The 24,012-nt window shown below is 69.6% G+C and carries 27 protein-coding genes and 1 tRNA gene; 24 read left to right on the top strand and 4 right to left on the bottom strand.

Features of this window, described 5'->3' with window-relative positions:
• Positions 1 to 22: 22 nt before the first annotated feature.
• The 13 genes from LDO27_RS17145 to LDO27_RS17085 all read left to right on the top strand — a co-directional run bounded on the left by LDO27_RS17145 (position 23) and on the right by LDO27_RS17085 (position 11,147).
• Positions 23 to 439, top strand: a complete 417-nt coding sequence (locus LDO27_RS17145) for a type IV pilin protein (RefSeq protein ID WP_222207825.1) — start codon at positions 23 to 25, stop codon at positions 437 to 439.
• Between the two features lie 103 nt (positions 440 to 542).
• Entirely contained in the window at positions 543 to 1,019 is a 477-nt protein-coding gene (locus LDO27_RS17140; protein WP_224042965.1) for a hypothetical protein, read from the top strand.
• Positions 1,016 to 1,966: a PilW family protein gene (locus tag LDO27_RS17135; RefSeq protein WP_224042963.1), complete on the top strand. Its 951-nt coding sequence runs from the start codon at positions 1,016 to 1,018 to the stop codon at positions 1,964 to 1,966. The genes LDO27_RS17140 and LDO27_RS17135 overlap by 4 nt, the downstream gene beginning before the upstream one ends.
• Positions 1,960 to 2,589 (top strand): hypothetical protein, encoded by a 630-nt coding sequence (locus LDO27_RS17130; protein WP_224042961.1) that lies wholly within the window; start codon positions 1,960 to 1,962, stop codon positions 2,587 to 2,589. The genes LDO27_RS17135 and LDO27_RS17130 overlap by 7 nt, the downstream gene beginning before the upstream one ends.
• On the top strand, positions 2,586 to 4,553 hold the full coding sequence (locus LDO27_RS17125; protein ID WP_224042960.1) for a pilus assembly protein: 1,968 nt from the start codon (positions 2,586 to 2,588) through the stop codon (positions 4,551 to 4,553). The genes LDO27_RS17130 and LDO27_RS17125 overlap by 4 nt, the downstream gene beginning before the upstream one ends.
• Positions 4,550 to 4,996 (top strand): type IV pilin protein, encoded by a 447-nt coding sequence (locus tag LDO27_RS17120; RefSeq protein ID WP_224042958.1) that lies wholly within the window; start codon positions 4,550 to 4,552, stop codon positions 4,994 to 4,996. Before LDO27_RS17125 ends, LDO27_RS17120 begins: the two co-directional genes overlap by 4 nt.
• Positions 4,997 to 5,611 (top strand): GspH/FimT family pseudopilin, encoded by a 615-nt coding sequence (locus LDO27_RS17115; RefSeq protein WP_224042957.1) that lies wholly within the window; start codon positions 4,997 to 4,999, stop codon positions 5,609 to 5,611. It abuts the gene before it with no gap.
• Positions 5,612 to 5,682: 71 nt separating this feature from the next.
• On the top strand, positions 5,683 to 6,801 hold the full coding sequence (ribD, locus tag LDO27_RS17110) for a bifunctional diaminohydroxyphosphoribosylaminopyrimidine deaminase/5-amino-6-(5-phosphoribosylamino)uracil reductase RibD (RefSeq protein WP_222207835.1): 1,119 nt from the start codon (positions 5,683 to 5,685) through the stop codon (positions 6,799 to 6,801).
• 83 nt (positions 6,802 to 6,884) lie between these two features.
• Positions 6,885 to 7,508 (top strand): riboflavin synthase, encoded by a 624-nt coding sequence (locus LDO27_RS17105; RefSeq protein ID WP_224042955.1) that lies wholly within the window; start codon positions 6,885 to 6,887, stop codon positions 7,506 to 7,508.
• Between the two features lie 187 nt (positions 7,509 to 7,695).
• Complete coding sequence (ribBA, locus tag LDO27_RS17100) at positions 7,696 to 8,808, top strand: bifunctional 3,4-dihydroxy-2-butanone-4-phosphate synthase/GTP cyclohydrolase II (protein WP_222207839.1); 1,113 nt, start codon at positions 7,696 to 7,698, stop codon at positions 8,806 to 8,808.
• Between the two features lie 57 nt (positions 8,809 to 8,865).
• On the top strand, positions 8,866 to 9,366 hold the full coding sequence (gene ribH / locus LDO27_RS17095) for a 6,7-dimethyl-8-ribityllumazine synthase (protein ID WP_222207841.1): 501 nt from the start codon (positions 8,866 to 8,868) through the stop codon (positions 9,364 to 9,366).
• A complete protein-coding gene (gene nusB / locus LDO27_RS17090; RefSeq protein ID WP_224042953.1) occupies positions 9,359 to 9,865 on the top strand; it encodes a transcription antitermination factor NusB in 507 nt (168 codons plus the stop codon). The genes ribH and nusB overlap by 8 nt, the downstream gene beginning before the upstream one ends.
• A gap of 97 nt (positions 9,866 to 9,962) precedes the next feature.
• Positions 9,963 to 11,147: a pyridoxal phosphate-dependent aminotransferase gene (locus LDO27_RS17085; RefSeq protein ID WP_224042952.1), complete on the top strand. Its 1,185-nt coding sequence runs from the start codon at positions 9,963 to 9,965 to the stop codon at positions 11,145 to 11,147.
• 185 nt (positions 11,148 to 11,332) lie between these two features.
• Here the strand turns inward: LDO27_RS17085 and LDO27_RS17080 are convergent, their stop codons facing one another.
• Complete coding sequence (locus LDO27_RS17080) at positions 11,333 to 12,418, bottom strand: lytic transglycosylase domain-containing protein (RefSeq protein ID WP_224042950.1); 1,086 nt, start codon at positions 12,416 to 12,418, stop codon at positions 11,333 to 11,335.
• Between the two features lie 631 nt (positions 12,419 to 13,049).
• On the opposite strand from LDO27_RS17080, the gene ubiD reads away from it, so the two are divergent.
• The 4 genes from ubiD (at position 13,050) to LDO27_RS17060 (ending at position 18,968) form a co-directional block, all read left to right on the top strand.
• Complete coding sequence (ubiD, locus tag LDO27_RS17075; protein WP_224042948.1) at positions 13,050 to 14,585, top strand: 4-hydroxy-3-polyprenylbenzoate decarboxylase; 1,536 nt, start codon at positions 13,050 to 13,052, stop codon at positions 14,583 to 14,585.
• A gap of 156 nt (positions 14,586 to 14,741) precedes the next feature.
• Positions 14,742 to 16,223 (top strand): NAD-dependent succinate-semialdehyde dehydrogenase, encoded by a 1,482-nt coding sequence (locus LDO27_RS17070; RefSeq protein WP_377747523.1) that lies wholly within the window; start codon positions 14,742 to 14,744, stop codon positions 16,221 to 16,223.
• Between the two features lie 66 nt (positions 16,224 to 16,289).
• The gene (locus LDO27_RS17065) at positions 16,290 to 18,302 is read left to right on the top strand and encodes an acetoacetate--CoA ligase (RefSeq protein ID WP_224042944.1); all 2,013 of its coding nucleotides are present in this window, start codon (positions 16,290 to 16,292) and stop codon (positions 18,300 to 18,302) included.
• Between the two features lie 126 nt (positions 18,303 to 18,428).
• On the top strand, positions 18,429 to 18,968 hold the full coding sequence (locus LDO27_RS17060; protein ID WP_222207849.1) for a nucleoside deaminase: 540 nt from the start codon (positions 18,429 to 18,431) through the stop codon (positions 18,966 to 18,968).
• A 16-nt stretch (positions 18,969 to 18,984) separates the two neighbouring features.
• Here the strand turns inward: LDO27_RS17060 and LDO27_RS17055 are convergent, their stop codons facing one another.
• Complete coding sequence (locus LDO27_RS17055; protein ID WP_222207850.1) at positions 18,985 to 19,257, bottom strand: GTP cyclohydrolase; 273 nt, start codon at positions 19,255 to 19,257, stop codon at positions 18,985 to 18,987.
• Between the two features lie 189 nt (positions 19,258 to 19,446).
• Here LDO27_RS17055 and LDO27_RS25595 point away from each other — a divergent pair, with 189 nt between their 5' ends.
• Positions 19,447 to 19,581 (top strand): hypothetical protein, encoded by a 135-nt coding sequence (locus LDO27_RS25595; protein ID WP_267920427.1) that lies wholly within the window; start codon positions 19,447 to 19,449, stop codon positions 19,579 to 19,581.
• Between the two features lie 17 nt (positions 19,582 to 19,598).
• Here LDO27_RS25595 and LDO27_RS17050 read toward each other — a convergent pair whose 3' ends face one another.
• Positions 19,599 to 19,883, bottom strand: coding sequence for a hypothetical protein (locus LDO27_RS17050; RefSeq protein WP_222207851.1), 285 nt, complete (start codon positions 19,881 to 19,883; stop codon positions 19,599 to 19,601).
• A gap of 321 nt (positions 19,884 to 20,204) precedes the next feature.
• Between LDO27_RS17050 and LDO27_RS17045 the strand changes: the two genes are divergently transcribed.
• The 6 genes from LDO27_RS17045 (at position 20,205) to trmB (ending at position 23,043) form a co-directional block, all read left to right on the top strand.
• Positions 20,205 to 21,188 carry an aldose epimerase family protein gene (locus tag LDO27_RS17045; RefSeq protein ID WP_224042942.1) on the top strand — a complete coding sequence of 328 codons (984 nt, stop codon included), beginning with the start codon at positions 20,205 to 20,207 and terminating at the stop codon, positions 21,186 to 21,188.
• A 24-nt stretch (positions 21,189 to 21,212) separates the two neighbouring features.
• Positions 21,213 to 21,437 carry a hypothetical protein gene (locus tag LDO27_RS17040; RefSeq protein WP_224042940.1) on the top strand — a complete coding sequence of 75 codons (225 nt, stop codon included), beginning with the start codon at positions 21,213 to 21,215 and terminating at the stop codon, positions 21,435 to 21,437.
• 108 nt (positions 21,438 to 21,545) lie between these two features.
• Positions 21,546 to 21,815 (top strand): BrnT family toxin, encoded by a 270-nt coding sequence (locus LDO27_RS17035; RefSeq protein ID WP_224042938.1) that lies wholly within the window; start codon positions 21,546 to 21,548, stop codon positions 21,813 to 21,815.
• Positions 21,799 to 22,086, top strand: a complete 288-nt coding sequence (locus LDO27_RS17030; protein ID WP_222207858.1) for a BrnA antitoxin family protein — start codon at positions 21,799 to 21,801, stop codon at positions 22,084 to 22,086. Before LDO27_RS17035 ends, LDO27_RS17030 begins: the two co-directional genes overlap by 17 nt.
• 58 nt (positions 22,087 to 22,144) lie before the next feature.
• Positions 22,145 to 22,219 (top strand) — tRNA-Gly (locus LDO27_RS17025).
• A 77-nt stretch (positions 22,220 to 22,296) separates the two neighbouring features.
• Positions 22,297 to 23,043: a tRNA (guanosine(46)-N7)-methyltransferase TrmB gene (gene trmB / locus LDO27_RS17020; RefSeq protein ID WP_224042937.1), complete on the top strand. Its 747-nt coding sequence runs from the start codon at positions 22,297 to 22,299 to the stop codon at positions 23,041 to 23,043.
• 10 nt (positions 23,044 to 23,053) lie between these two features.
• On the opposite strand, the gene LDO27_RS17015 is transcribed toward trmB, so the two are convergent.
• On the bottom strand, positions 23,054 to 23,980 hold the full coding sequence (locus LDO27_RS17015; RefSeq protein ID WP_224042936.1) for a LysR family transcriptional regulator: 927 nt from the start codon (positions 23,978 to 23,980) through the stop codon (positions 23,054 to 23,056).
• Positions 23,981 to 24,012 lie beyond the last annotated feature (32 nt).

Genomic DNA, 24,012 nt, shown 5'->3' with positions numbered 1-24,012 from the left:
TGGCAACCACAGGAGGACCGCGATGCCCCGTCGCCGCGCGCACGCCGGCTTCACGCTGATCGAGGTGATGATCGTCGTCGCCATCGTCGGCATTCTCGCCGCCGTGGCCTACCCCAACTACACCGAGCACGTGCAGCGCGGCAGGCGCACCGAGGGCAAGGCGGCGCTGCTCAAGACCCAGGGCGCGCTGGAGCGCTACTTCACCGTCAACAACACGTACACGACGGACCTGGGCGAAGTGCGGGCCAATGCGTTCTCGGGCGACAACGCCGCGTCGAGCGCCTACACCATCGCGGTGGCGCCCGGACCGGCCGGCATCGCGGCGTCGTACGTGATCACCGCCACGCCGACGGCGGGCGATGCGCTGTGCGGCCGGCTGACGCTGGACAACCTCAACACGCGGGGACAGGAACGCGGCACCCAGGCCGCCTGCTGGTGAGGCCGGCGCGATAGCGCGGCCGACGAATTGACAGACGGAAACGTTTGGACGGCGCGCGCGGCAATAAGCTCGGCTCCTCACTTTGCCAGGGGGAGCCCGCCCGATGTCCGCCACACCTTGCGCGCCTGCGCGTCGATCCCGAGCAGAAGCTCACCGGTTCCGCCCGCGCTCCCACGCGCGCGGCTATCTGCTGACGGAGGTACTGTGCGCGCTCGCCGTACTGGGGGTGGGCCTGCTGTCGCTGGGGGGCGCGGCCGTCGTCGCGCTGCCGTGGCTGCGTGAGCAGGCGGTCCTCGCGCAGGCGATGCGCGTCGCCGCCGAGGCGGCCGAGCAGCACCCATGGCGAGCGACCGCGCCATCCAGCCCTCCGGCACCGCTGGCGTCGCTGGCGTCGCGCTCGGTTGCGGCCGGACTGATCGGCTCGCCACGGCTGTGCGCCGCGGCGCTTGCCGGGCCGGCCGCCGGCGGCTGCGTGCCGGGCAGCCGGCTGTCCGTGGTCCATCTGCTGGCACGGTCCGCCGCGCCCACGGAAACCGCGCCGCGCGACCTGCGCGCCATCGCACTCTGGCTGGCACCATGACGGCGACCTTTCCGCTATCGCCGCGCACGGGCGTTGCGCACGGCTCGCGCGGCTGGTCGCTCGTCGAGCTGATGGTAGGGCTCGTGCTGGGCCTGATCGTCACGGCCGCCGCCGGCGCCGCCTTCCACGGCGCGCATGCCGCGTATGGCGCCACGGTCGAATCGCTGCTGCTGGAGCAACGCGGCCAGTTCGCGCTGGACGTGCTGGCGCAGCAGATCCGGCACAGCGGCTGGAGCCCGGCTCCCGCGGCGCCCGCACCGGCCAACGGCACGCGACCGCCCACGCTGGCCGGCCGCGACGATTGCGGCCAACCCGGCATCGACGACGTGCCGACGTGCGGGCGTGCCGGTCTTGGCGCCAGCGATGCGCTGCTGCTGCGCTTCACCGCGCCGCCGCAGCCGGATCGCGCCATGGTCGATTGCAGCGGCTATCCCGCGGTAGCGGGGGTTGCCGGCGCTGCCACGGCGCCATCGACGGCGGACGTGGCCAACCTCTTCTATGTCGCGGCGGGCAGCGACGGCGAGCCACAGTTGCTGTGCCGCTATCCGAGCCGGCGCGCCGGCGAGCTGTCGGGGTCGGGCTGGACCTCCGGCGCGCTGGTGGCGGGTGTCGAGACCATGCAGTTCCGCTACGGCGTGGATACCAGCGGCGATGGCAAGCCCGATGCCTATCTACGCGCGGACGAAGTCCAAGCGCTCGGGCGCGCGGCCTGGCGCAAGGTGATCGCGGTACAGATCGCGCTGGTGCTGCGCAGCCAGCGGCCGTTCGCTTCAAAGCGCCCGGCAACCGGCTCACCGCCGCTCGCGCTGCTGCCCGCGCGCTTTCCCGGCGAAGGCGGGCCCGATATCGGCTTCGTCCCGGCAACCCGGCCCGATGCCATGCGCCGGGTGTTCGCGACGACCGTGCGCCTGCGCAATGCGCCGGCCTGCGGGGAAACGCTGTGCTGAGACAAGGCGCGGTGCCGGCGCGCGCGGGACACGGCGGCGGCGTGACGCTGCTGGTGACCGGCGTGCTGCTATCGATGAGCGCGGCCGTCGTGGCCGCCGCGCTGTATGTCGTGCTGTCCGGCCGGCAGGCGCTGTCCGACAGGCTGGACCGCGAGATCGCCTTTCGCGCCGCGGAGGTGGCGCTGCTCGATGCGGAGGCGGACGTGTTCGGTGCCGCCTCCGGCGCCGCGCGCGGCGAACGTTTCGACCACTGGCCCGCGCCGGGACGCTGCGGCGAAGGCCCGCAACGAGGGCTTTGCGTGCCGGGGCCGCGGGTGGGGAAAGTCACCGCGGCAAGCATGTACCCGGTCTGGCAGCCCTGGCTGGACCGCACCAGGCCGGACGATCGCATCGGCGTGACCCTTGGCACCTTCACGGGCGCGACGCTTCCCGTCATGCCCGCGGGCGTCGCGGGCCCCACCGTTTTGCCCCGCTATGTCGTCGAACTGCTGCCCCGCCATGCCTCGGGCGAGCGCATCGACGCGCCAATGGCCATGCCGCGCCCCCGCCTGCGGATCACCGCAATGGGCCAGGGCCGCGACCCGGCCGTGCGGGTCGTGCTGCAAACCATCGTGCAGCCATGAGGACGCCAAACCCGGACCGGCGGGCGCCGGCGATGCTGTCCCCGCGCACGATGCTGCCCGCGGCGCTGAGCGCGCTGGCTTCGATCTGTGTCCCGCTGCGCGCCGACACCGTGCCGCCCGGCCGACTGCCGCTCAGCTATGTCACGGCACCGGCCGCCTATCCCTGGACCGGGCGGTTGCGCGCCATCGCCTTCCGCGCCCGCCCGGCGGAGCGCACGGTGGCGCTCGGCACCGACGCATGGGAGGCCGGCGCGCTGCTGCGGGCGCGGGCGCCGTTCACCCGGGCGCTGCTGACTTCGCTGGCATCCGGCGACGGCCTGCCGGAACGGCTGGTGCCGCTGTCATGGCCGGCGCTGGACGCGGCATCGCGCGCGTGGCTCGATGCGGACCCGCGCACGGGAACGCCCGACGGCAACGGCGCCGCCCGGCTCGGCTGGCTGCGCGGCAAGCTCGATGTCGACGGCGTGGCCGGTCTGCGCCCACGCGATATCCCGCTCGCCAGCGCCGCGGGCGCGCGCGTGCTCGTCGTGCCGCCACCGCTGTGGCATCCAGGCGAAGCCGGGCATGCCGCATTCCGCGAGCGTCACCGGCTGCGCACCACCACGGTCTGGCTGGGCACCGCCGATGCGCTGCTGCACGGCTTCGACGCCATCACGGGAACCGAACTGGCCGCCTATCTGCCCCGCACCCTGTTGCGGGATGCCGGCGCGGCGGCGACGCGGAGCGGCCGCATGGCGCCACCGCCGTGCCCGCGGCCCGACAGCGTCGACGCGAGCCTGGCGGGGCAATGGCGCACCCTGTTGCTGTGCGGCGCGGGCCGGCCCGCCGGCAACGTACGCGATAGCGCCGCCGACAGCGCCCCCGACAGCGCCGCTGGGGTCTTCGTGCTCGATATCTCGAACGTAGCGGGCCCGCAGCCGATCCGACTGGTGTGGGAGATCGCCGCCTCGCCCGAGCTGCCGCTGGCGCCCGCCGGGCCGGTACGCGCGGCACGGCTGGACGACGGAGCAGAGCCCCGCTGGTACGCCGTCGTACCGACGTCGCCGCCGGAGAGCGCGGAACACGCGCCCATCCCGCCCTCTCTCGCCCTGCTGCCGCTGGACAAGCCGCCGGCGGCAGGCTGGGCCGGCCGCTACGCCATCCGCCGGCTCGCACTGGCGGCCGGCGGCTGCGGCGACACGGCCGCCGCACCGGTGGTCGCGGTATCCATCGCCGTGCAGGCGAACGGCATGGCGCTGGCGGCCTACGCGGTCGACGGTCGCGGGCGCCTGTGGCGCGTGATGCTGAATGGCGCGCTGGCCCCGGACGCAAACCGCGCATCGACGTGCCTTTACCACCTCTCGGCGACGGCACGCGCGGATCTCGCCGAGGCGCCGGCGTTGTTCGCCATCCCGAACGGCACGCTGGCGATCTACGGGGCGGGCAACACGGTGGCCGCGGTGCCCGATACGGACGCGACCCACCCCGCACCGCCGCGCCGCATCCTCGCGGAACAGGTCGAGGATGGCTTCGTACTTCACGCCGACACCGATGCACCAGACGCGCGGCCGGACGCCGGCTGGGTCCTACAGCTGCCGCGCGCGGGCGAGACGCTGGATCGCATCCTTCCCGCCGCATCCGGCTACCTCGGCTTTGTCACGCGCACGCCGGACGGGAACCTGTACGCCTATCTGGTCAACGCCCTCAGCGGCGAGTCGCGAACGGCCGACGACGATGGCACGGCGCCCGCGCCAATGCCTGCCGGCCTGCTCGCGGGGCGGTCCGGCGAGGTCGGCATCGAACTGGTGCAGCAGCCGTCGCCAGCCGCCACGCTGCCCACGCCGGGCGCGACGACGCGCGAGACACGGGACGTATCGGTCTGGGCCCTGGACGGCGCCAACGCCCGCCGGCTGGCGCGCACCGGCGCCACCCGGCGCACCGGCCGCATCGGATGGCGGGAACTGGTCGAGCCGGAGGCGCCATGAACGCTCGCCGCGCCTGCGGCTTTACGCTGCTCGAACTGATCGTGGCGCTGGCCATCGTTGCCATCCTGGCCACGGTGGCGGTCAGCACCTGGCAGCGCCATCTGTGGCGCGGCTGGCGCGCACAGGCGAGGTCCGCCATGACCGCGGCGATGGTGGACCTGGAGCGCCACGCCATGTCGGCCATGACCTTCGCGGCGGATGCCGGTGGGGAAACGGTCGCCGGCGCCTGGCCACGCGCGGTGCCGCCGACGCCGGCGCGCACCCGCCACGTGCTCTTCGCCAAACCGTGCGCCCAAGCCGGCCTCGCTACCTGTGTCGAACTGCATGCCCTGCCGCAGGCGCCGGACCCGGACTGCGGCACGCTGATCCTGCGCAGCACCGGCGAATGGCTCGCCTCGCCGCCCGGCTCGGCACAGGCAGTGCCGCTGCCCGAGGCTTGCTGAGTGCATCCCGCCCTGCGATCCGTCACCGGCAACCGGACGGTCCACTGCTCCGCCGCCGCCCGGGCCGGCCGCCGCGGGCACGGCCTCACGCTGATCGAACTGCTGGTGGCCCTGGCCGTCATGGCCGTCCTCGCCGCCGTGGCCTATCCCTCGTTCCGCCGGTGGCTGGCGTGGCAGCGCGTGGAGCTGACCGCCGATCTGCTGGCGGGCGCGCTGGAATCGGCGCGCACCATCGCGGCGTCGCGACGCCGCACGGTGGTACTGGCTCCGTTGCCGGGCGCGGACACCCTGGCGGCGGGCTGGCGCCTGCTGGCCGATGACGTTGGTGGAGTGGCGCCCGGCGGTCGGCGCGTGCTGTCGGTCGTCCGCCTGCGCAACCCTTGCCTGCGGATCGACATGCGCGCCAGCGCGGGCGCCGGCCATACGCTGCGAGTAACAGGTGTGGGATACTCACGCTCGGAGCGCGGCGGCCTTCTTGCCGCGACCTTCACCGTGCGCTGCGACGATGCGCAGCGACAGGTCAGGCTCGGTGCCCAGGGGCGCCTGCGCATCTGCACACCGGGCCGCGATGCCGGCTGCGACGACGCGGACGGCGCGGGCGATCCCGATCCATGACCGCGCCCGCAGCGTCCGGCAGCGCCGCCCGTCCGCCAACCCGGCTTCCACCCTCAGACCCTCGGCAATCCATGTTCTCCGATACCGACCACGCCGCCATGCAGCTAGCGCTGAAGCTGGCGGCGCGCGGCATGTATATCACCACGCCCAATCCCCGCGTCGGCTGCGTGCTGGTGAAGGACGGCACTGTGATCGGTGAGGGCTCGACGCAGCCGGCCGGACAGGATCACGCCGAAGTGCAGGCGCTCAAGGACGCGGCCGCGCGCGGCTTCGACCCGGCCGGGGCGACGGCCTACGTCACGCTGGAGCCGTGCAGCCATTTCGGGCGCACGCCGCCTTGCGCCGACGGCCTGGTGCGGGCCGGCATCGCCCGCGTGGTGGCGGCGATGGAGGATCCAAACCCGGCCGTCTCGGGCCGCGGCCTGCAGCGGCTGCGCGAGGCGGGCATCGACGTGCGCTGCGGCCTGCTGGAAAAGGAGGCGCGCGACTTGAACATCGGCTTCGTGTCGCGCATGACGCGCGGCCTGCCGTGGGTGCGGGTCAAGGTCGCGGCATCGCTCGATGGCGGCACGGCGCTGCACGACGGCACCAGCCAGTGGATCACCGGCCAGGCCGCGCGCGACGACGGCCATGCCTGGCGCGCCCGGGCCTGCGCCATCCTGACGGGCATCGGCACCGTGCGGGACGACGATCCGCAGCTGACCGTGCGCGCCGTCGACACGCCGCGCCAGCCGCAGCGCGTGCTGGTGGACTCGCGGCTGGAAGTCCCGCTGGATGCGCGCCTGCTGACGCCGGACACCGGTCCTTTCGCCAAACCCGTGCTGGTCTTCTGCGCGGTGGACGACCCCGCCCGGCGCGCGGCGCTGGAGGAGCGCGGGGCCCAGGTCGTGGTACTGCCCAATCCGCATGGCAAGGTGGAACTGCGCCGAATGCTCGAGGAGCTGGGCCGGCGCGGCATCAACGAACTGCACGTGGAGGCGGGCTTCAAGCTCAACGGCTCGATGATCCGCGAGGGCTGCGCCGACGAGCTGCTGGTCTATCTCGCGCCGCGCCTGCTCGGCGATGCGCAGGGCATGTTCAACCTGCCGCCGCTGGCCAGCCTCGCCGATGCCCCGGCCTTCCGCTGGCACGACGTGCGCCAGATCGGCGACGACCTGCGCCTGATCGCCCGCCGCAGCCACGGCGACTGACGGTCCGCGCGAATAGCCCTGCCGCCGTCGCGGGCCGGCGCTCCTGCTAGCATTCGGGTTTTCGTACGCATTTCCCTTCCATCATGTTCACAGGCATTGTCGCGGCGGTCGGCCGCATCGAAACGGTCTCCCCGCTGGGTGGCCAGGACACCGACGCCGGCGTGCGCCTGCGTATCGACGCCGGCTCGCTGGACCTCTCCGATGTGCAGCTTGGGGACAGCATCGCCATCCAGGGCGCCTGCATGACCGTGGTCGCCAGGGACGCGCGGCATTTCGACGTGGACGTCTCGCGCGAATCGCTGGACAAGACCGCCGGCCTGGACCGCCCCGGCCGCGTCAACCTGGAAAAGGCCCTGCGGCTCGCGGACCGCCTCGGCGGGCACCTGGTGTCCGGCCACGTCGACGGCCTTGGGGAGGTCATCCACTTCGCGCCGGTGGGCGAATCGCACGAACTGCGCGTGCGCGCCTCCCGCGACCTGGGCCGCTATCTGGCCTACAAGGGCTCGGTGGTGGTCAACGGCGTCTCGCTGACCGTGAACCGGGTGATCGACGACGAAGCCGGCTGCACCTTCTCGATCAACCTGATCCCGCACACGATCGAGGTGACCACGCTGCAGGACCTGCGCCCCGGTGCGCGGGTGAACCTGGAGATCGACCTGATCGCGCGTTACGTCGAGCGGATGATGAGCGCCCCGGCGGCCGGCTGAGGCCGCCCCGCCAACCCTTTCGAAGCGGGGGCCACGGCGCCCGCTTCGCGTACAATGTCGGGCTGAACCGAAAGCGCCCGACGGCCCGACGGCCCGAAATCCGGCCCCGCCTGCCATCCGCCCACGCGCGATGGCCACCGCCGCGGCCGCCGGCGCCCTCCCCGCCCGATATTCCAGCCTGCATTCCATGACGATCGCCCCAACCGAAGACATCATTGCCGAGATCCGTGCCGGACGCATGGTCATCCTGGTCGACGAGGAGGATCGCGAAAACGAAGGCGATCTGGTACTGGCCGCGGATTTCGTGACGCCCGAGGCGATCAACTTCATGGCCAAGTTCGGGCGCGGCCTGATTTGCCTGACGCTGACCGCCGAGCGCTGCAAGCAGCTGGACCTGCATCCGATGGTCAGCCGCAACGGCACCGCCCACGGCACCAATTTCACCGTCTCCATCGAGGCCGCCGAGGGCGTGACCACCGGCATCTCCGCGGCCGACCGCGCCCGCACCGTCCAGGCCGCCGTGGCGAAGAACGCCACGCCCGCCGACCTGGTGCAGCCCGGCCATATCTTTCCGCTGACCGCCCAGCGCGGCGGCGTGCTGATCCGCGCCGGACACACCGAGGCCGGCTGCGACCTGGCCGCGCTGGCCGGCCTGGAACCGGCCTCGGTGATCTGCGAGATCATGAAGGACGACGGCACCATGGCGCGTCTGCCCGACCTGATCGAATTCGCCGAACAGCACGGCCTGAAGATCGGCACCATCGCCGACCTGATCCACTATCGCAGCCGCACCGAATGCATCGTCGAACGCGTGGGCGAACGCACCATGCAGACGCCGTACGGCACCTTCCGCAGCATCGCGTACCGCGACAAGCCGAGCGGCAACGCCCACCTGGCGCTGATCAAGGGCGAGCCGCAACCGGAGCGCGAGACACTGGTGCGGGTGCATGAGCCGCTGTCGGTGCTGGACCTGCTGGAAGTCTCGCGCACCACTCACTCGTGGAGCATGCCGGCCGCGCTGGAAGCGATCGCGGGCGCCGAACACGGCGTGATGGTGCTGCTGAACTGCGGCGACGGCCCGCAACGGCTGCTGGACCAGTTCGCCGCGCTGGACGCGCCGCAGGGCCGCCCGCGCCAGAAGCCCGACCTGCGCACCTATGGCATGGGCGCGCAGATCCTCAAGGATGTGGGCGTGGGCAAGATGCGCGTGCTGGCCTCGCCGCAGCGCATCCCCAGCATGACCGGCTACGATCTGGAAGTGACCGGCTACCAGCCGATGCACGGCGAGCTGGCCGACTGAATACCGCGGCGCGCCCGCACCGACACCGGCGCGCCCAACCCGAACCTGGAGAACACAATGGATCATGGTTTCTACCCGAGCAACATGGACGGCGAAGGCCTGCGCATCGGCATCGTGCAGGCGCGCTTCAACGAGCCGGTATGCGAGGAACTGCGCGAAGCGTGCGTGGCCGAGCTCGAAAAGCTCGGCATCGAGGGCGAGGACACGCTGCTGGTGACCGTGCCGGGCGCGCTGGAAGTGCCGCTGGCGCTGCAGAAGATGGCCGAGAGCGGCCAGTTCGACGCGCTGATCGCGCTGGGCGCCGTCGTGCGCGGCGAGACCTATCACTTCGAGCTGGTGGCCAACGAATCGGGCGCCGGCATCACGCGCGTGGGCCTGGACTTCAACGTGCCCATCGCCAACGGCATCCTGACCGTCGACACCGACGAACAGGCGCACGCCCGCACCCGCGAGAAGGGCCGCGACTGCGCCCGCGCCGCGGTGGAGATGGCCAACCTCGTGGTGGCGCTGGATTCGCTGCGCAGCCAGGACGACGAGGACGAGGAAGACGATGAGTGACGCTCCCGAAACCGGCCGCCCGACCGGCGACAAATCCGCCAAGGGCGCCAAGGGCGAGCCCAAGGCACCGCCCAAGAGCGCGCGCCGCCGCTCGCGCGAGCTGGCGCTGCAGGGCCTGTACCAGTGGCTGCTGAACCGCAACGATATCGGCGCCATCCAGGCCCACCTGCACGACGCCCAGGGCTTCAGCAAGGCCGACAGCGAACATTTCGACGCGCTGCTGAATGGCGCGATCCGCGAGGAAGAGCGGCTGACCGGCGCCTTCGCGGAATACCTGGACCGCCCCGTCGCCGAGCTGTCCCCGATCGAGCGCGCCGCGCTGCTGATCGGCAGCTATGAGCTGGTGCACTGCATCGACATTCCCTACCGCGTCGTGATCAACGAGGCGGTGGAGCTGACCAAGACCTTCGGCGGCGTGGAAGGCTACAAGTACGTCAACGGCGTGCTCGACAAGGTCGCCGCCCGCGTGCGCGCCACCGAGGTCGCCGCGCGCCGCTGAGCGCACCGGCAGGTCCCGCGCGGACGCCCCGCCTGCCACGACACCCGCCCCGGCGGGTGTTTTCACTTCCGATTCCCTCACGCCTGAGAACGCCGCCATGGACATCCAGCGCCTCGCCACCGCCTCCCGTCTCGCCAATATCAATGCCTTCCATGTGATGGAGCTGGCCAAGCAGGCCGCCGAGCTGGAACGGGCGGGCCGCCACATCATCCATATGGGCATCGGCGAGCCGGATTTCACGGCGGCCGAGCCGGTCGTGCGCGCTGCCGAGGCCGCCATGCGGCGCGGCGTGACGCAATACACCGGCGCGCTGGGCATCCATGCGCTGCGCGAGGCGATCGCGGGCCATTACCGGACCGCCTACGGCCTCGATATCCCGGCGCGCCGGGTCATCGTCACCGCGGGCGCCTCGGGCGCGCTGCTGCTGGCGTGCGCGGTACTCGTCGAGATCGGCGCGGAAGTGCTGATGCCGGACCCGAGCTATCCATGCAACCGCCATTTCGTCGCGGCCTTCGACGGCGTCGCGAAAATGATCCCGAGCGGCCCCGAAGCCCGCTTCCAGTTGACGGCGGACCAGGTGGAGGCAAACTGGGGCGAGGCGACGCGCGGCGTGCTGCTGGCCTCGCCGTCGAACCCCACGGGCACCTCGATCCTGCCCGGCGAACTCGCGCGCATCCTGCAGGCGGTACGGGCGCGCAACGGCTTCGCGATCCTGGACGAGATCTACCAGGGCCTGTCGTACGACGCCGCACCAGTGTCGGCGTTGAGCCTGGACGACAACGTCGTCACGGTCAACAGCTTCTCGAAGTACTTCAATATGACCGGCTGGCGCCTGGGCTGGCTGGTGGTACCCGAGGCGCTCGTGCCGGCCTTCGAGAAGGTGGCGCAGAACCTGTTCATCTGCGCCTCGGCTGTCGCGCAGCATGCGGCGCTGGCGTGCTTCACGCCCGAGGCGCTCGCCATCTACGACGAGCGCAAGGCGGAATTCCGCCGCCGGCGTGAAGCCATCGTGCCCGCGCTGGAGGCGCTCGGATTTCGCGTGCCCGTCAAGCCGGACGGCGCCTTCTATGTCTATGCCGACTGCCGCGGGGTGAACCATGCCGATGCCGCGAATGCGGACCGGCTGACGCAGTCGATGCTGCACGACGCCGGCGTGGTGTTCGTGCCCGGCAACGACTTCGGGCCCTACACCGCCAGCGACTACATCCGCATTTCCTACGCCACCTCGATGGCCAATATCGACGAGGCGATGACCCGGCTCGGCCGGCTGTTCTCGCGCTAACGGGCGCCGCGCGCCAAACGGAACGCGGCGGCCTGGTGGCCGCCGCCTTCGTTATGACGCCTGGGATGGGACGACCGGGATCTGCCGCGCGGCCACCATGAAAAACACCCCGGAGACCGGACGTTCGTCCACTCTTCGGGGTGTTGTTCGGAGGCGCGTCATCCGCGCCCGGCGCGAGCCGATCGTCAGGCGCTCTGCGGCACGGCGCTGGCCACTTCGATCTGCGGGCCTTCGGCCGGCGGATGGTTCTCTGCCTGCGTCTTGGTAGAGGAAGGCACCTCGGGCGCGGGAATCACGTCCGGCGTGTTCTTCACGCCCAGCAGCGATCGCAGCCGGCCGCGCTCGGCCAGTACCTTGGCGCCATAGCCGCCGTCGGTTGCCGTGGTGGCGCCGACGTAGTACTTCAGGCCACCCTCGATCGAGCCGGCGCGGGCGATGCAGTCCTTGAGCACCAGGGCGCCGATCTTGATATTGGCGTACGGGTTCAGCGCGGCGGACACGCCGCCCACGGCCTCGTACTTGTCCTGGTGGACCTTGGTCATGACCTGCATCAGGCCCTGCGCGCCCATGCCGCTCTCGGCGTACGGGTTGAAGCTGGACTCGATGGCGATCACGCCCAGGATCAGCAGCGGATCGATGCCCACTTCGCGGCCCGTCAGGTAGGCGGCCTTGACCAGTTGCCCGGTCGCCTGCGCCGCCACGCGATACTTGCGGGCGATGTATTCGGCCACCGCGGCCTGCTCGCGGGCACTGCCCAGCAGGCTGGTGTAGCGCGCGTCCAGCGCCACGCGCTGGGCCGGAATCCGGGCGGCCAGATGGGCCACCGAAGGAACCTTGGCATCCGCCGCATGGCCCCACTCGCCCACGCCCGACACGGTGGGCAGACCCGAAGCCGGTTGCACGGCGACGGGCGCCGACGAAGCGGGCGAGAGCCGGGCAGCGGCCACGTCGGCGCTGCTGGCGTGGACCGTGGCCGAAGCCGTGGCGGCCTGCAGCAGCACAGCGGGTGCTTCGTCGCCGGCCAGGATGGAGGCCAGTTCGGTGCGCCATTGCGGGCTTGCCGCCAGCGTGATCGCGGCGATCACGGACAACACGCCCGCCGCGTTGACTGCGTACTTCAACGTTGCGCGGCCGCCCCGAAAGGCGCGCCCCGCGACCGGATGGGCAAACCGAACCTGGAAGGAACGTCGCACACCGGGAACCGGTTGCCTGAAGCGGACCTGCAACGCCCGCCCGACACCGGGAATATGAAGGGTTTTCCAACCACTCATGCTTACCTCCATCCGCTGCCGCTCCGGCCGGGCACGTATGCCTGGCCAGTCGAATCAACGTAGTCAAGTAAGGATGCCGCCTCGCCTTGCAGAGGCTACCGGCATCTGTTGTTGGTAGGCGCTCCCCGTGCGCCTAACGATTAGCAGGGACGTTCCTGGGGAGAACAACCCTGCTGCGAACAGACTCAATACGCTTCGGCAGTGCGCCGAAGGAAACCGGCGCGACATGCAGTGAACCCTGTGGTCCGTCTCGCCGATCTGTTACGAAGTTGCTGCCGCGTCCCCTTGACAGGGCTCGATATTCATTGTTGCGGCGCAGCACTCCGATGAGCAGACGCGATTGTATGAACGACTTTATACATCGTCAAGAATTAAAGCCGAACAAAACAAAACAACTGGTTATATGTAACTCACCCGTCTAAGTGTATTTTTAATCACTCGACGGGCCGCAATCCCTGTGCTGGCGTAGAACCGCTTCGTCCGGCGTGCCGGTATCCCGCCAAAAAAACTTACAATTTGCCGCTACACCTTGCGGCATTTATTTGCCGCCCGCGGCTCAAAAGAGCATTTCCAGGCATCTCCCTATCTCGGACGGCTGCCGCAGATGCGCCACGTCCAAACCGGAATCACCATGAAATACAACGACTTGCGCGACTTCATCGGCCAGCTCGAAACCCTCGGCGAACTGCGCCGGGTCGGCGAACCGGTCTCGCCGCGCCTCGAAATGACCGAGGTCTGCGATCGCCTGCTGCGTGCCGGCGGTCCTGCGGTCCTGTTCGAGCGGCCCGTCCGGCAAGCCGGTGACGCCGCGTCTGGTGACAGTTATAAGGTGCCGGTCCTGGCCAATCTGTTCGGGACCCCACGCAGGGTGGCGCTTGGCATGGGCGCCGAGTCGCTGGCCGACCTGCGCGACATCGGCCATGTGCTTTCCGCCCTGAAGGAACCCGAGCCGCCGCGCGGCCTGCGCGAAGCCGGCAAGCTGTTCAACCTCGTGAAGTCCGTGTGGGACATGGCGCCGAAGCGCGTCTCCGGCCCCGCCTGCCAGGAGATCGTCTGGGAAGGCAACGACGTGGACCTCGGGCGCCTGCCCATCCAGCTGTGCTGGCCGGGCGATGCCGCGCCGCTGATCACGTGGGGCCTGGTCGTGACCAAGGGCCCGCACAAGAAGCGGCAGAACCTGGGCATCTATCGCCAGCAGGTGATCTCGCGCAACCAGGTCATCATGCGCTGGCTCGCGCACCGCGGCGGCGCGCTGGACTTCCGCGAGCACGCCCGCGCCAACCCCGGCCAGCCCTTCCCCATCGCCGTGGCGCTGGGCGCCGATCCGGCCACGATCCTGGGCGCCGTCACGCCGGTGCCCGACACCCTGTCCGAATACCAGTTCGCCGGGCTGCTGCGCGGCAGCCGCACCGCGCTGGCCTCCTGCGTGACGCCGACGCTGTCGGCGCTCAGCGTGCCGGCCTCGGCCGAGATCGTGCTGGAAGGCCATATCCAGCCGGACCCCGCTCACCCGAGCGGCTACCAGCATGCGCTCGAAGGCCCGTTCGGCGACCACACCGGCTATTACAACGAGCAGGACTGGTTCCCGGTCTTCACCATCGACCGCATCACGATGCGGCGTGACCCGATCTATCACTCCACCTACACCGGCAAGCCGCCCGACGAGCCCGCCGTGCTGGGCGTGGCCCTGAATGAAGTGTTCGTGCCGCTGCTGCAGAAGCAGTTTCCCGAGATCACCGATTTCTATCTGCCGCCCGAGGGGTGCAGCTACCGCATGGCCGTGGTCAGGATGAAGAAGCAGTACGCCGGCCACGCCAAGCGGGTGATGTTCGGCGTCTGGAGCTTTCTGCGCCAGTTCATGTATACGAAGTTCATCGTGGTGGTGGACGACGACATCGACGCGCGGGACTGGAAGGAAGTCATCTGGGCCATCACCACCCGGGTCGATCCGTCGCGCGATACCGTGCTGGTCGACAACACGCCCATCGACTACCTGGACTTTGCCTCGCCGGTGTCCGGCCTGGGCTCCAAGATGGGCATCGACGCCACCGACAAGTGGCCCGGCGAGACCAACCGCGAATGGGGCCGCACCATCGAGATGGACGCCGCGGTGAAGAAGCGGGTCGACGCGATGTGGGAGCGGCTGTTCGACCGCCCCGCCGGCTGAGGAGCAAGGCAAAGGCGCCCCGGGCGCGGCGGCGAAGCGCGGGCGCCGCTATCATGGCGGTCTGACAAGGAACGCGGCACCCCGCCCCGGCACGTTTCACGCACACGCTGGCGCCAGCGGGAGATGCCCTCGCGCAAACCCGATATGGAGACCAGGATGGCCAATGCGCTGGACCGGATGCAAGATCGCTCGCTGATTCGCGGCGAGTCCTATATCAACGGCGAGTGGGTCGGCGCCACGGGCGGCGCCAGTTTCGCCGTCATCGACCCCGCCACCGGCGACGAACTGGTGCGCGTCGCCAATCTCGGCGCCACGGAGACCGAACGCGCCATCGCCGCGGCCGATGCGGCACTGCCCGCGTGGCGGGACAAGACCGGCAAGGAGCGCGCCGCGCTGATGCGCCGCTGGTTCGACCTGCTGATCGCCAACACGGAGGATCTCGCCACGCTAATGACCGCCGAGCAGGGCAAGCCGCTGGCCGAGGCGAAGGGCGAAGTCGGCTATGGCGCCTCGTTCATCGAATGGTTCGCCGAGGAGGCCAAGCGCGTGGCTGGCGACGTGCTGGCTTCCACCTGGGCCGACAAGCGCATGGTGGTGCTGAAGCAGCCGATCGGCGTGTGCGCCTCCATCACGCCGTGGAATTTCCCGATCGCGATGATCACCCGCAAGTGCGCGCCGGCGCTGGCCGCGGGCTGCACCATGGTGATCAAGCCGGCCGAGCAGACGCCGCTGTGCGCGCTGGCGATGGCCGAGCTGGCGCATCGCGCCGGCATTCCGCCCGGCGTCATCAATGTGGTCACCGGCGACGCCGACAACTCCATCGCCATCGGCCGCGCGCTGTGCGCCTCGCCGGTGGTGCGCCATCTGTCCTTCACCGGCTCCACGCCGGTCGGCCGCATCCTGATGGAGCAATGCGCGCCCACGGTCAAGAAGGTCGCGCTGGAGCTGGGCGGCCATGCGCCCTTCATCGTGTTCGACGATGCCGACGTGGACGCGGCGGTGGAAGGCGCCATCGCCTCCAAGTACCGCAATGCCGGCCAGACCTGCGTCTGCACCAACCGCTTCTACGCGCACGAGTCGGTCTACGACGCCTTCGTCGAGAAGCTGGCTCGCAAGGCCGCCGACCTGCCGGTGGGCAACGGCTTCGACGCCGGCGTGGCGCAGGGCCCCCTGATCGACGACCAGGCCGTCGACAAGGTGCAGCGGCATATCGACGACGCGGTCACCCGCGGCGCGCGGCTGGTCACCGGCGGCAAGCGCGTGCCGGGTCTGGGCACGGACCGCTTTATCGCGCCGACCGTGCTGGCCGACGCCACGCCCGAGATGCTGATCGCCCGAGAGGAAACCTTCGGCCCGGTCGCCGCCGTGTTCAGGTTCCGCGACGAGGACGAAGTGGTCGCCATGGCCAACGACAGCGAGTTCGGCCTGGCGTCCTACTTCTACAGCCGCGACATCGGCCGCATCTGGCGCGTGGCCGAGCGGCTCGAATACGGCATGGTGGGCATCAACACGGGCCTGATCTCCAACGAGGTGGCGCCCTTCGGCGGCGTCAAGCAATCGGGCCTTGGACGCGAGGGCTCGAAATACGGCATCGACGAATACCTCGAGATCAAGTATCTGTGCATGGGCGGCATCTGAGACACCCAGGCCGGCATCCGAGCCGGCATCCCCACAACCCCGCATAGACGGGCAACCGGAGGAGACATGAGCACCATCGAGGAAGGGCAACTGGTCTGGACGCCATCGCCGGCCCGCCGCGAAGCGGCGCAACTCACCCGCTTCATGCGCTGGCTGGCCACCGAACGCGGCCTGCGTTTCGACGACTACGACAGCCTGTGGCAATGGTCGGTCACCGACATCGAGGCATTCTGGGATGCGGTGCGGGCCTACTTCGACCTGCGCTTCGACACGCCGGCCGCGAGCGTGCTGGCCAGCCGCGAGATGCCCGGCGCGCGCTGGTTCGAGGGCGCCAGCCTGAACTACGTACAGCAGGTCTTCCGCCATGCCGGCACCGGCGCGGCGCGCGCGCGTCCCGCGATCCGCCATGCCGCGGAAAGCGAGGCGCTGGCGGACCTGGACTGGGACACGCTGGAGCGCCAGGTCGCCTCGCTGGCCCATGCGCTGCGCGGCATGGGCGTGGGCCGCGGCGATCGCGTGGCCGGCTATCTGCCCAATATCCCGGCCACCGTGGTGGCATTCCTCGCCACCGCCAGCCTCGGCGCGATCTGGTCGGGCTGCGCGCCGGACATGGGACAGGTGGCGGTGATCGACCGCTTCCGCCAGATCGAGCCCAAGGTGCTGATCGCGGTGGACGGCTACCGCTACGGCGGCAAGGCGTTCGACCGCACGCCGGTGCTGGCGCAGCTGGTGCAGGCCCTGCCCTCGCTGACCGACGTGGTGCTGGTGCCGCGCCTGGGCGCCACGTTCGACGTCGGCGCCGGCCCGCGGCTGCATCGCTGGGACGACGTGCTGGCGCACCAGGTGCCGCTCGCCATCGAGTCGGTGCCCTTCGACCATCCACTGTGGATCGTCTATTCCTCGGGCACCACCGGCATGCCCAAGCCGATCGTGCACGGCCATGGCGGCGTGGTCATCGAGCAGCTCAAGCTGATGGCCTTCCACAACGACCTGGGACCGGACGATGTCTTCCACTGGTACAGCAGCAGCGGCTGGATCATGTGGAATGCGCAAGTGGCGGGACTGCTGCTGGGCACCACCATCGCCATCTACGACGGCAATCCGGCGTGGCCGGACGCGGGCGTGTTGTGGCGATTCGTCGAAAGCGCCGGCATCACCGTGTTCGGCGCTGGGGCGGCGTTCTTCACCAATGGCATGAAGGCCGGCGTCACGCCGTCGCAAAGCGTCGACCTGAGCCGGCTGCGCGCGGTGGGCTCGACCGGCTCCCCGCTGCCGGCCGAAGCCTATGACTGGATCTACCGCAACGTGCGCGCCGATGTCTGGCTCGCGCCGATGAGCGGCGGCACCGATTTTGCCGGCTCGTTCGTGGCGGGATGCCCGCTGCTGCCGGTCCACGCCGGCGAGATGCAATGCCGCTGCCTGGGCGCCAACGTCCAGGCGTTCGACGAGAACGGGGCGGCGCTGATCGACCAGGTGGGGGAACTGGTCTGCACCGAGCCGATGCCGTCGATGCCGCTATACCTGTGGGGCGACCGCGATGGCCGGCGCTATCGCGACAGCTACTTTGACACCTATCCCGGCGTCTGGCGCCATGGGGACTGGATCAAGATCACCTCGCGCGGCGGCGCCATCATCTACGGCCGCTCGGACGCCACGATCAACCGCCACGGCATCCGCATGGGCACCAGCGAGCTGTATCGCGTGGTGGAGGAACTGCCGCAGGTGCTGGACAGCCTGGTGGTCGATCTCGAATACCTTGGGCGCGAGTCGTACATGCCGCTGTTCGTGGTGCTGCGCGAAGGCATGACGCTCGACGACGCGCTGCGCGACACCCTGCGCGCACGCATTCGCGACGCGCTGTCCTCGCGGCACGTCCCGAACGAGATCCTGCAGGCGCCGGGCGTGCCGCGCACGCTGTCGGGCAAGAAGATGGAAGTCCCGATCAAGAAGCTGCTGCTCGGCCACGCCCCGGAGAAGATCGCCAACCGCGATGCCATGGCCAACCCGGACACGCTGGACTGGTACTTCGACTACGCGCGCCGGTTCATCGCGAGCAGGCCCCGCGAGGATGCGGCCTAACGACGCCGCCGGACGACACCGCCTGAGCACGCGGGCATCGCGGCAAGGGCGGGCACGTTACGTGCTCCTGCCCAGCGCCGCGCCTGGCGCGGCATGCCCCTTGTCAACAGGAACCGATCCGCCCGTATGCAAGACCGCGACGCCACCCCCGCCTCGACGACTCTCTCCTTCCCGCCCCAGGGCCTTGCCCCCACGCGCGAACAAGTGCTGCGCCATCTTCAGCGCGCCAGTGCCGTGGCCGAACGCGCGACGCTGCTGGGGCACCATCCCTTCGGGGCGATCCTGGTCGGTCCCGACCAGGAGACCGTGCTGATGGAGCAGGGGAACGTCGATACCGTCAACCACGCCGAGGCCGTGCTGGCTCGCGTGGCGGCCATGAACTTTCGGCCGGAGTATCTGTGGGGCTGCACGCTGTACACGACGGTGGAGCCGTGCTGCATGTGCGCGGGCACCGCGTACTGGGCCAATATCGGGCGCGTGGTATTCGGACTCACCGAGGCGCGGCTGCTCGAAGCCACGGGCAGCCATGCGGAGAATCCGACGATGAGCGTGTCGTCACGCTATGTGTTCGACCATTGCCAGAAGCCGGTCGAACTGATCGGGCCGGTGCCCGAGGTGGAAGAGGCCATTCTCGCCGTGCAGCGCGCCTTCTGGGCGGGGCGCTGAGCGGCTCGCGCAACCGCTACTTCTTTGCCTTGGTGAAGGTCGACATCCCGTCGATCACGGTCCGCGCGTAGACGACGGCCGCCTCGATGGCGGCGCGCGGCGTATGGCCGCTGTGGTCCGGCAGGGGCGACGGCATCTGCAGGGACTCGTTGCCCCCGTTGACGCGCGTGATGCTCACCGTGGCGTGGAAGTCCAGACGGGCCGTCTGCGCGCCGGCTACCTGCGGCAATGACCGCTGGACGTGGGCCGACACCCGGAACCCCTTGTACACCGCATTGTTCTCGACCATGACGGTCTCCTGATATTTGCATGGAGGGGCTGTGCCCCTGGCTTTCCGACGAAGCCCACCGCGATGGCCGGGCCGGGAATGTGTGTGACTGGACCCGTGAAAGCTCACTCGGCAACGCCAATAGCGCGTATGCTCGCCACACCGGCCGGCAACCAGTCCGGATAACGAGCGCCATTCAAGGAGCACCCCATGGCAAAAGGTCAATTACGCGGCAACCGCGAAGCCAAGAAACCCAAACAGCCGAAGAAGCCCGCCGCCCCGGCGGCGCCCTTTTCCGGTATCGCCGTGCGCGGCAGCGCGCGCACGGACGACAAGAAGAAATAATCCGATGCGAGGGCGGCCTACAGCGCCGCCACGGACTCGCCCTCTACCAACCCGTTGATGATGTCCTCGCCGAAACGCACGGCGCCGCGCCTTGCGGTGCCGACGTTTTCCCAAGGCGCCGCTTCGAGACGGAACACCTTCGAACGCTCGCCGCCGGGCGCTTCGCCGTCGCGGCAGATCAGCACCGAGGCGCTGAATGTACGATCAGACTTGACCCGCGGCCAGGATTGCGCCGGTTCGATCTTGTAGACCAGGGGATAAAGGTCGAAACCCTTGTATTTGGCGGTGGGGGCGTTGTCCATGCGAACTCCAGGGTGAGGGGGTAAGTCACCTGGACGGCGCCTCGCGGCGCCGGCACGCACGGCATGTGCATGTCCCACTGATGATGACGAATCCAGCCACTGTACTCCTATCCGGTGACAGCTATGTGATTTCTTCCGCGGCGCTGCCTTTGCGCCCGGTGAACCGGCGACCGCGCACCATCGCGCACCATCGCGCCGCATCGCCGGCACCAGCACGGGGCACTGCGGTTATGATGCCCAGGCGGCGCGCGCCGCCGCCATCCCTCCAGTCGCGCCCGACGTCCCCCCTTGCCGGTATCGACAGCCCCTAACACCCAGCCCATGCCCGCTCACACCACCCTCCGCTTCCAGGACCAGGAACTGATCCGCGTCGGCGACGAAAACGATTACTTGCTTCTGGCCCCGCAGTACGGCGGCCGGCTTGTGCGCTGGGTCCATCGCGGCGAGGACATCCTGTACTGGCCCGCCGACGCGGACTGGTCCCAGCCCGCCCGTATACGCGGCGGCAACCCGCTGCTGTTTCCCTTTATCGCCCGGCATTTCGTCGACGGCGACATCGGCAAATGGCGCGACGCCGAGGGCACCGTCCGCGCGATGCCGGTACATGGCTTTGCCCGCGACCTGCCGTTCGAAGTGGTGGCGCAGACCGAGGACAACGCCATCACCATGCGCTTGCAGGCGGGCGCCGCCACGCGCGTGCCCTACCCCTACGAGTTCGAGTTCGAGGTCACCTACCGCCTGCTGGAAAACGGGCTCGAAGCGGCGCTGGCCGTGACGAACGGCGCGGCGGAATCGGAGCAGGACCTGCTGCCCGAGGCCAAGTCCAACGCCCTGCCGTACTACGCCGGGCACCACTTCTATTTCGCCCTGGCCCACGGGGCGCGGGCCGGCACGTCGCTGGCCATGCCGCCATCGTCGCTGGCGCGGCAACGGCCGGACGGCAGCATCCAAGACATGGCGCCGGGCGAGCCGGCCTACACGCTGGACGATGCCCGCCTGCAGGACACCTTCCATGTGCTGCAGGAACCGGCCCCCGACGGCTGCACGCTCACGATGCCGCCCAATCCCGCGGCCCCCGCAGGCCGGCGCCTGCGCATCGCGCTCGACCGGCGCGACGACGGCGCGCCATGGCACGCCATCACCACGTGGTCGGAGAAGGAAACCTCCGACTTCTACTGCGTGGAGCCGTGGCTCGGCCTGCCCAACGCCATCCACCACGGGCGCGGCCTGCGCTGGCTGCAGCCGGGACATCGGGAGACGGCGGTGTGCCGGATCCTCGTCGAGTCGGCTGCCGAGGGAACATAGGACGCCGGAATCGGACTCACCGGTATGAAGCCCTACAAGAACCTGTCCGGCGACTCCGGTGTCGTGGCGTACGACATCGGCAAGGAGCACATCGACGTCCAGTTCCGGCATGGCGACGCCTATCGCTACGACTACCCGAGCGCGGGCGCGGAACATATCGAGAACATGAAGCTGCTCGCCCGCGCCGGGCGGGGACTGAGCACCTATATCAGCCGGTATGTGAAGGACCGGTATGGGAGCAAGCTGTAGTCCTTCGGTCGCGAGGGATCACGCCGGCACCGGACGGGCGTGGACAAACCAATCGCAGCTATAAATAATCCTTGATCCCCGGATTATTTATAGCTACGATTATTCCGCATGGACATCGCGTTCGATCCTGCCAAAGACGCCAGCAATCAGTCCAAGCACGGCGTCTCGCTGGCACTCGCCGCGATGCTGGACTGGTCGGCCGTCTTGGCAGGCGTCGATACCCGTCGCGACTACCGTGAACTGCGCGAAATCGGGTTCGGCATTATCGGTGCGCGCCTCTACTGCGTCGTGTTCACCCAGCGTGGCGAGACCATGCACATCATCAGCTTGCGGAAGGCGAACAAACGGGAAGCGAGAAACTATGTCGGGCAAACCTAAGCTGATCATGCCGAGCGACGAAGAGGACGCGGCAATCAACCGCGGCATTGCGTCGGATCCGGACACCTACGAGGTATCGGCCGAACAGATGAAGGCTATGCAACCCCTTGGCAAGCGAGGAAGGGGCCGTCCGAAGCTGGCAAGTACAAAGGAGCTTGTCAGTATCCGCTACGACGCGGAGGTGATCCGCGCATTCCGCGCCAGCGGTGAAGGCTGGCAGACCCGGATGAACGACGCCCTGAAGGACTGGCTCCGGACCCACCGACCGTGATCGAGAGGCCGCCGGAGCGGCATCGACTCATGCTACAATCCGCGCCCAGTAAGCCATAGCGGGCGTCGTATAATGGCCATTACCTTAGCTTCCCAAGCTAAAGACGTGGGTTCGATTCCCATCGCCCGCTCCACTCCTCGCTGATACAAGCCGCCTCAGCCGCCTGGTCGCCCGCCGACCGGTGATCCGCCCGGCGGCTTTTTTGTTGCCATGCTTCCCGACGAACCGAATACCGAACCGACTGCCGCGGACGATGCCGATCCAATCGCCGGCGTGGCGCATCCGCGCCGCATCCGCTCCTTCGTGCGCCGGGCGGGTCGGACGTCGACCGGCCAGCAGCGCGCCATCGACGAGATCGGCCCGAAGCTGATGATTCCGTATGCGCCGGCCGTGCTCGACTGGCAGGCGGCGTTCGGCCGCCAGGGCCCGGCGATCCTGGAGATCGGCTTCGGCATGGGGGAGACCACGGCGCATATCGCTGCACTGCGTCCGCAGGACAATTTCCTCGGCTGCGAGGTGCACGAGCCGGGTGTGGGCGCGTTGCTGAAGCTGGCCGGCGAGCGCGGCCTGGACAATATCCGCATCGTGCAACACGACGCGGTCGAGGTGGCCGCGCACATGCTGGCCGAGCAGACGCTCGACGGCGTGCATATCTTCTTCCCCGACCCCTGGCACAAGAAGCGCCACAACAAGCGGCGCCTGGTCCAGCCGCCGCTGGTGAAGCTGCTGGCGAGCCGCCTCAAGCCCGGCGGCTATATCCACTGCGCGACGGACTGGGAAGAGTACGCGCACCAGATGGTCGAAGTGCTGGCGGGCGAGCCGACGCTGGAAAACACCTCCACCGCCGCCGGCGGCTTCGCCGAGCGCCCCGAGTACCGGCCCGTCACGAAGTTCGAGAAGCGCGGCCTGCGTCTTGGCCACGGCGTCTGGGACGTGGTGTTCCGCAAGCGCGCCTGACGGGCCTGCGTCAAGCGCCGGCCCGTTCCGGCGGCCATGGCTGGAAGCCGGCCAACGCCGGTATCCGCTCCGCCAGGAACTGAATCAGCAGCCGCGCCCGCAGCGACTGATACCGTCGCGACGGATAGAGCAGGTGGGCCTGCTGCATCGGCGCCCGCCACTTCGGCAGCACGGCGACCAGGTCGCCTGACGCCATCAGGTCGTCGACCAGCCAGGCCGGCGCCAGTCCGACGCCTGCCCCGCTTGCCAGGCTCTCCCGTATCGCCAGCGCGTTATTGACACGGTAGCGGCCATGCGTCGTCACCGTGACGCTGCCGCCCGGCCCCTCCAGCGTCATGGCATCGCCGCTTGCCAGCCAGGCGAAGCGGATCGTTTCGTGCCGGTGCAGGTCATCGGGCCGGCGAATCGCCGGACGGCCGCGCAGATAGCCGGGCGAGGCCACCAGCAGGCGCGGCGACACGGCGATGCCGCGCGCAATGCCATCGGGCGGCAGCGTGCCGCCGAGCCGCAAGGCCACATCGACACCCTCCTCCACCAGGTCGACGAAGCGGTCGTTCAGGATCAGCTCGACCTCGATGTCCGGGTAGCGCGCGAGGAACTCCAGCATCAGCGCGTTGAGGCGGAACTGGCCCAGCGCGACCGGCGCGTTGACGCGCAGCAATCCAGTCGGCATCCCGGTCTGCCCACGGGCATCCGCCACGGCCTCGCCATATTCCTCCAGCACGCCCTTGGCGCGGACGTGGAACCGCCGGCCCTGCGGCGTCGGGGTAAGGCTCGTGGTGGTGCGTTCCAGCAGGCGCACGCCCAGATCCCGCTCCAGCGCCGCCACGGCCTTGCTGATGGTGGGCTGCGTGGTGCCCATCTCGCGCGCCACCGCCGAAAGGCTGCCCAGTTCTACCGCCCGCACGAAGATCCGCATCGCCCGAAGGTTGTCCATCTCATTCCTTGCTGGAATATGTCCCATGCGAT

The sequence above is a fragment of the Cupriavidus respiraculi genome (assembly GCF_914271545.1).
Lineage (GTDB): Bacteria > Pseudomonadota > Gammaproteobacteria > Burkholderiales > Burkholderiaceae > Cupriavidus > Cupriavidus respiraculi.
The sequence above is the reverse complement of the archived record's forward strand: the minus strand, read 5'-3'. Positions and strand labels throughout refer to the sequence as shown.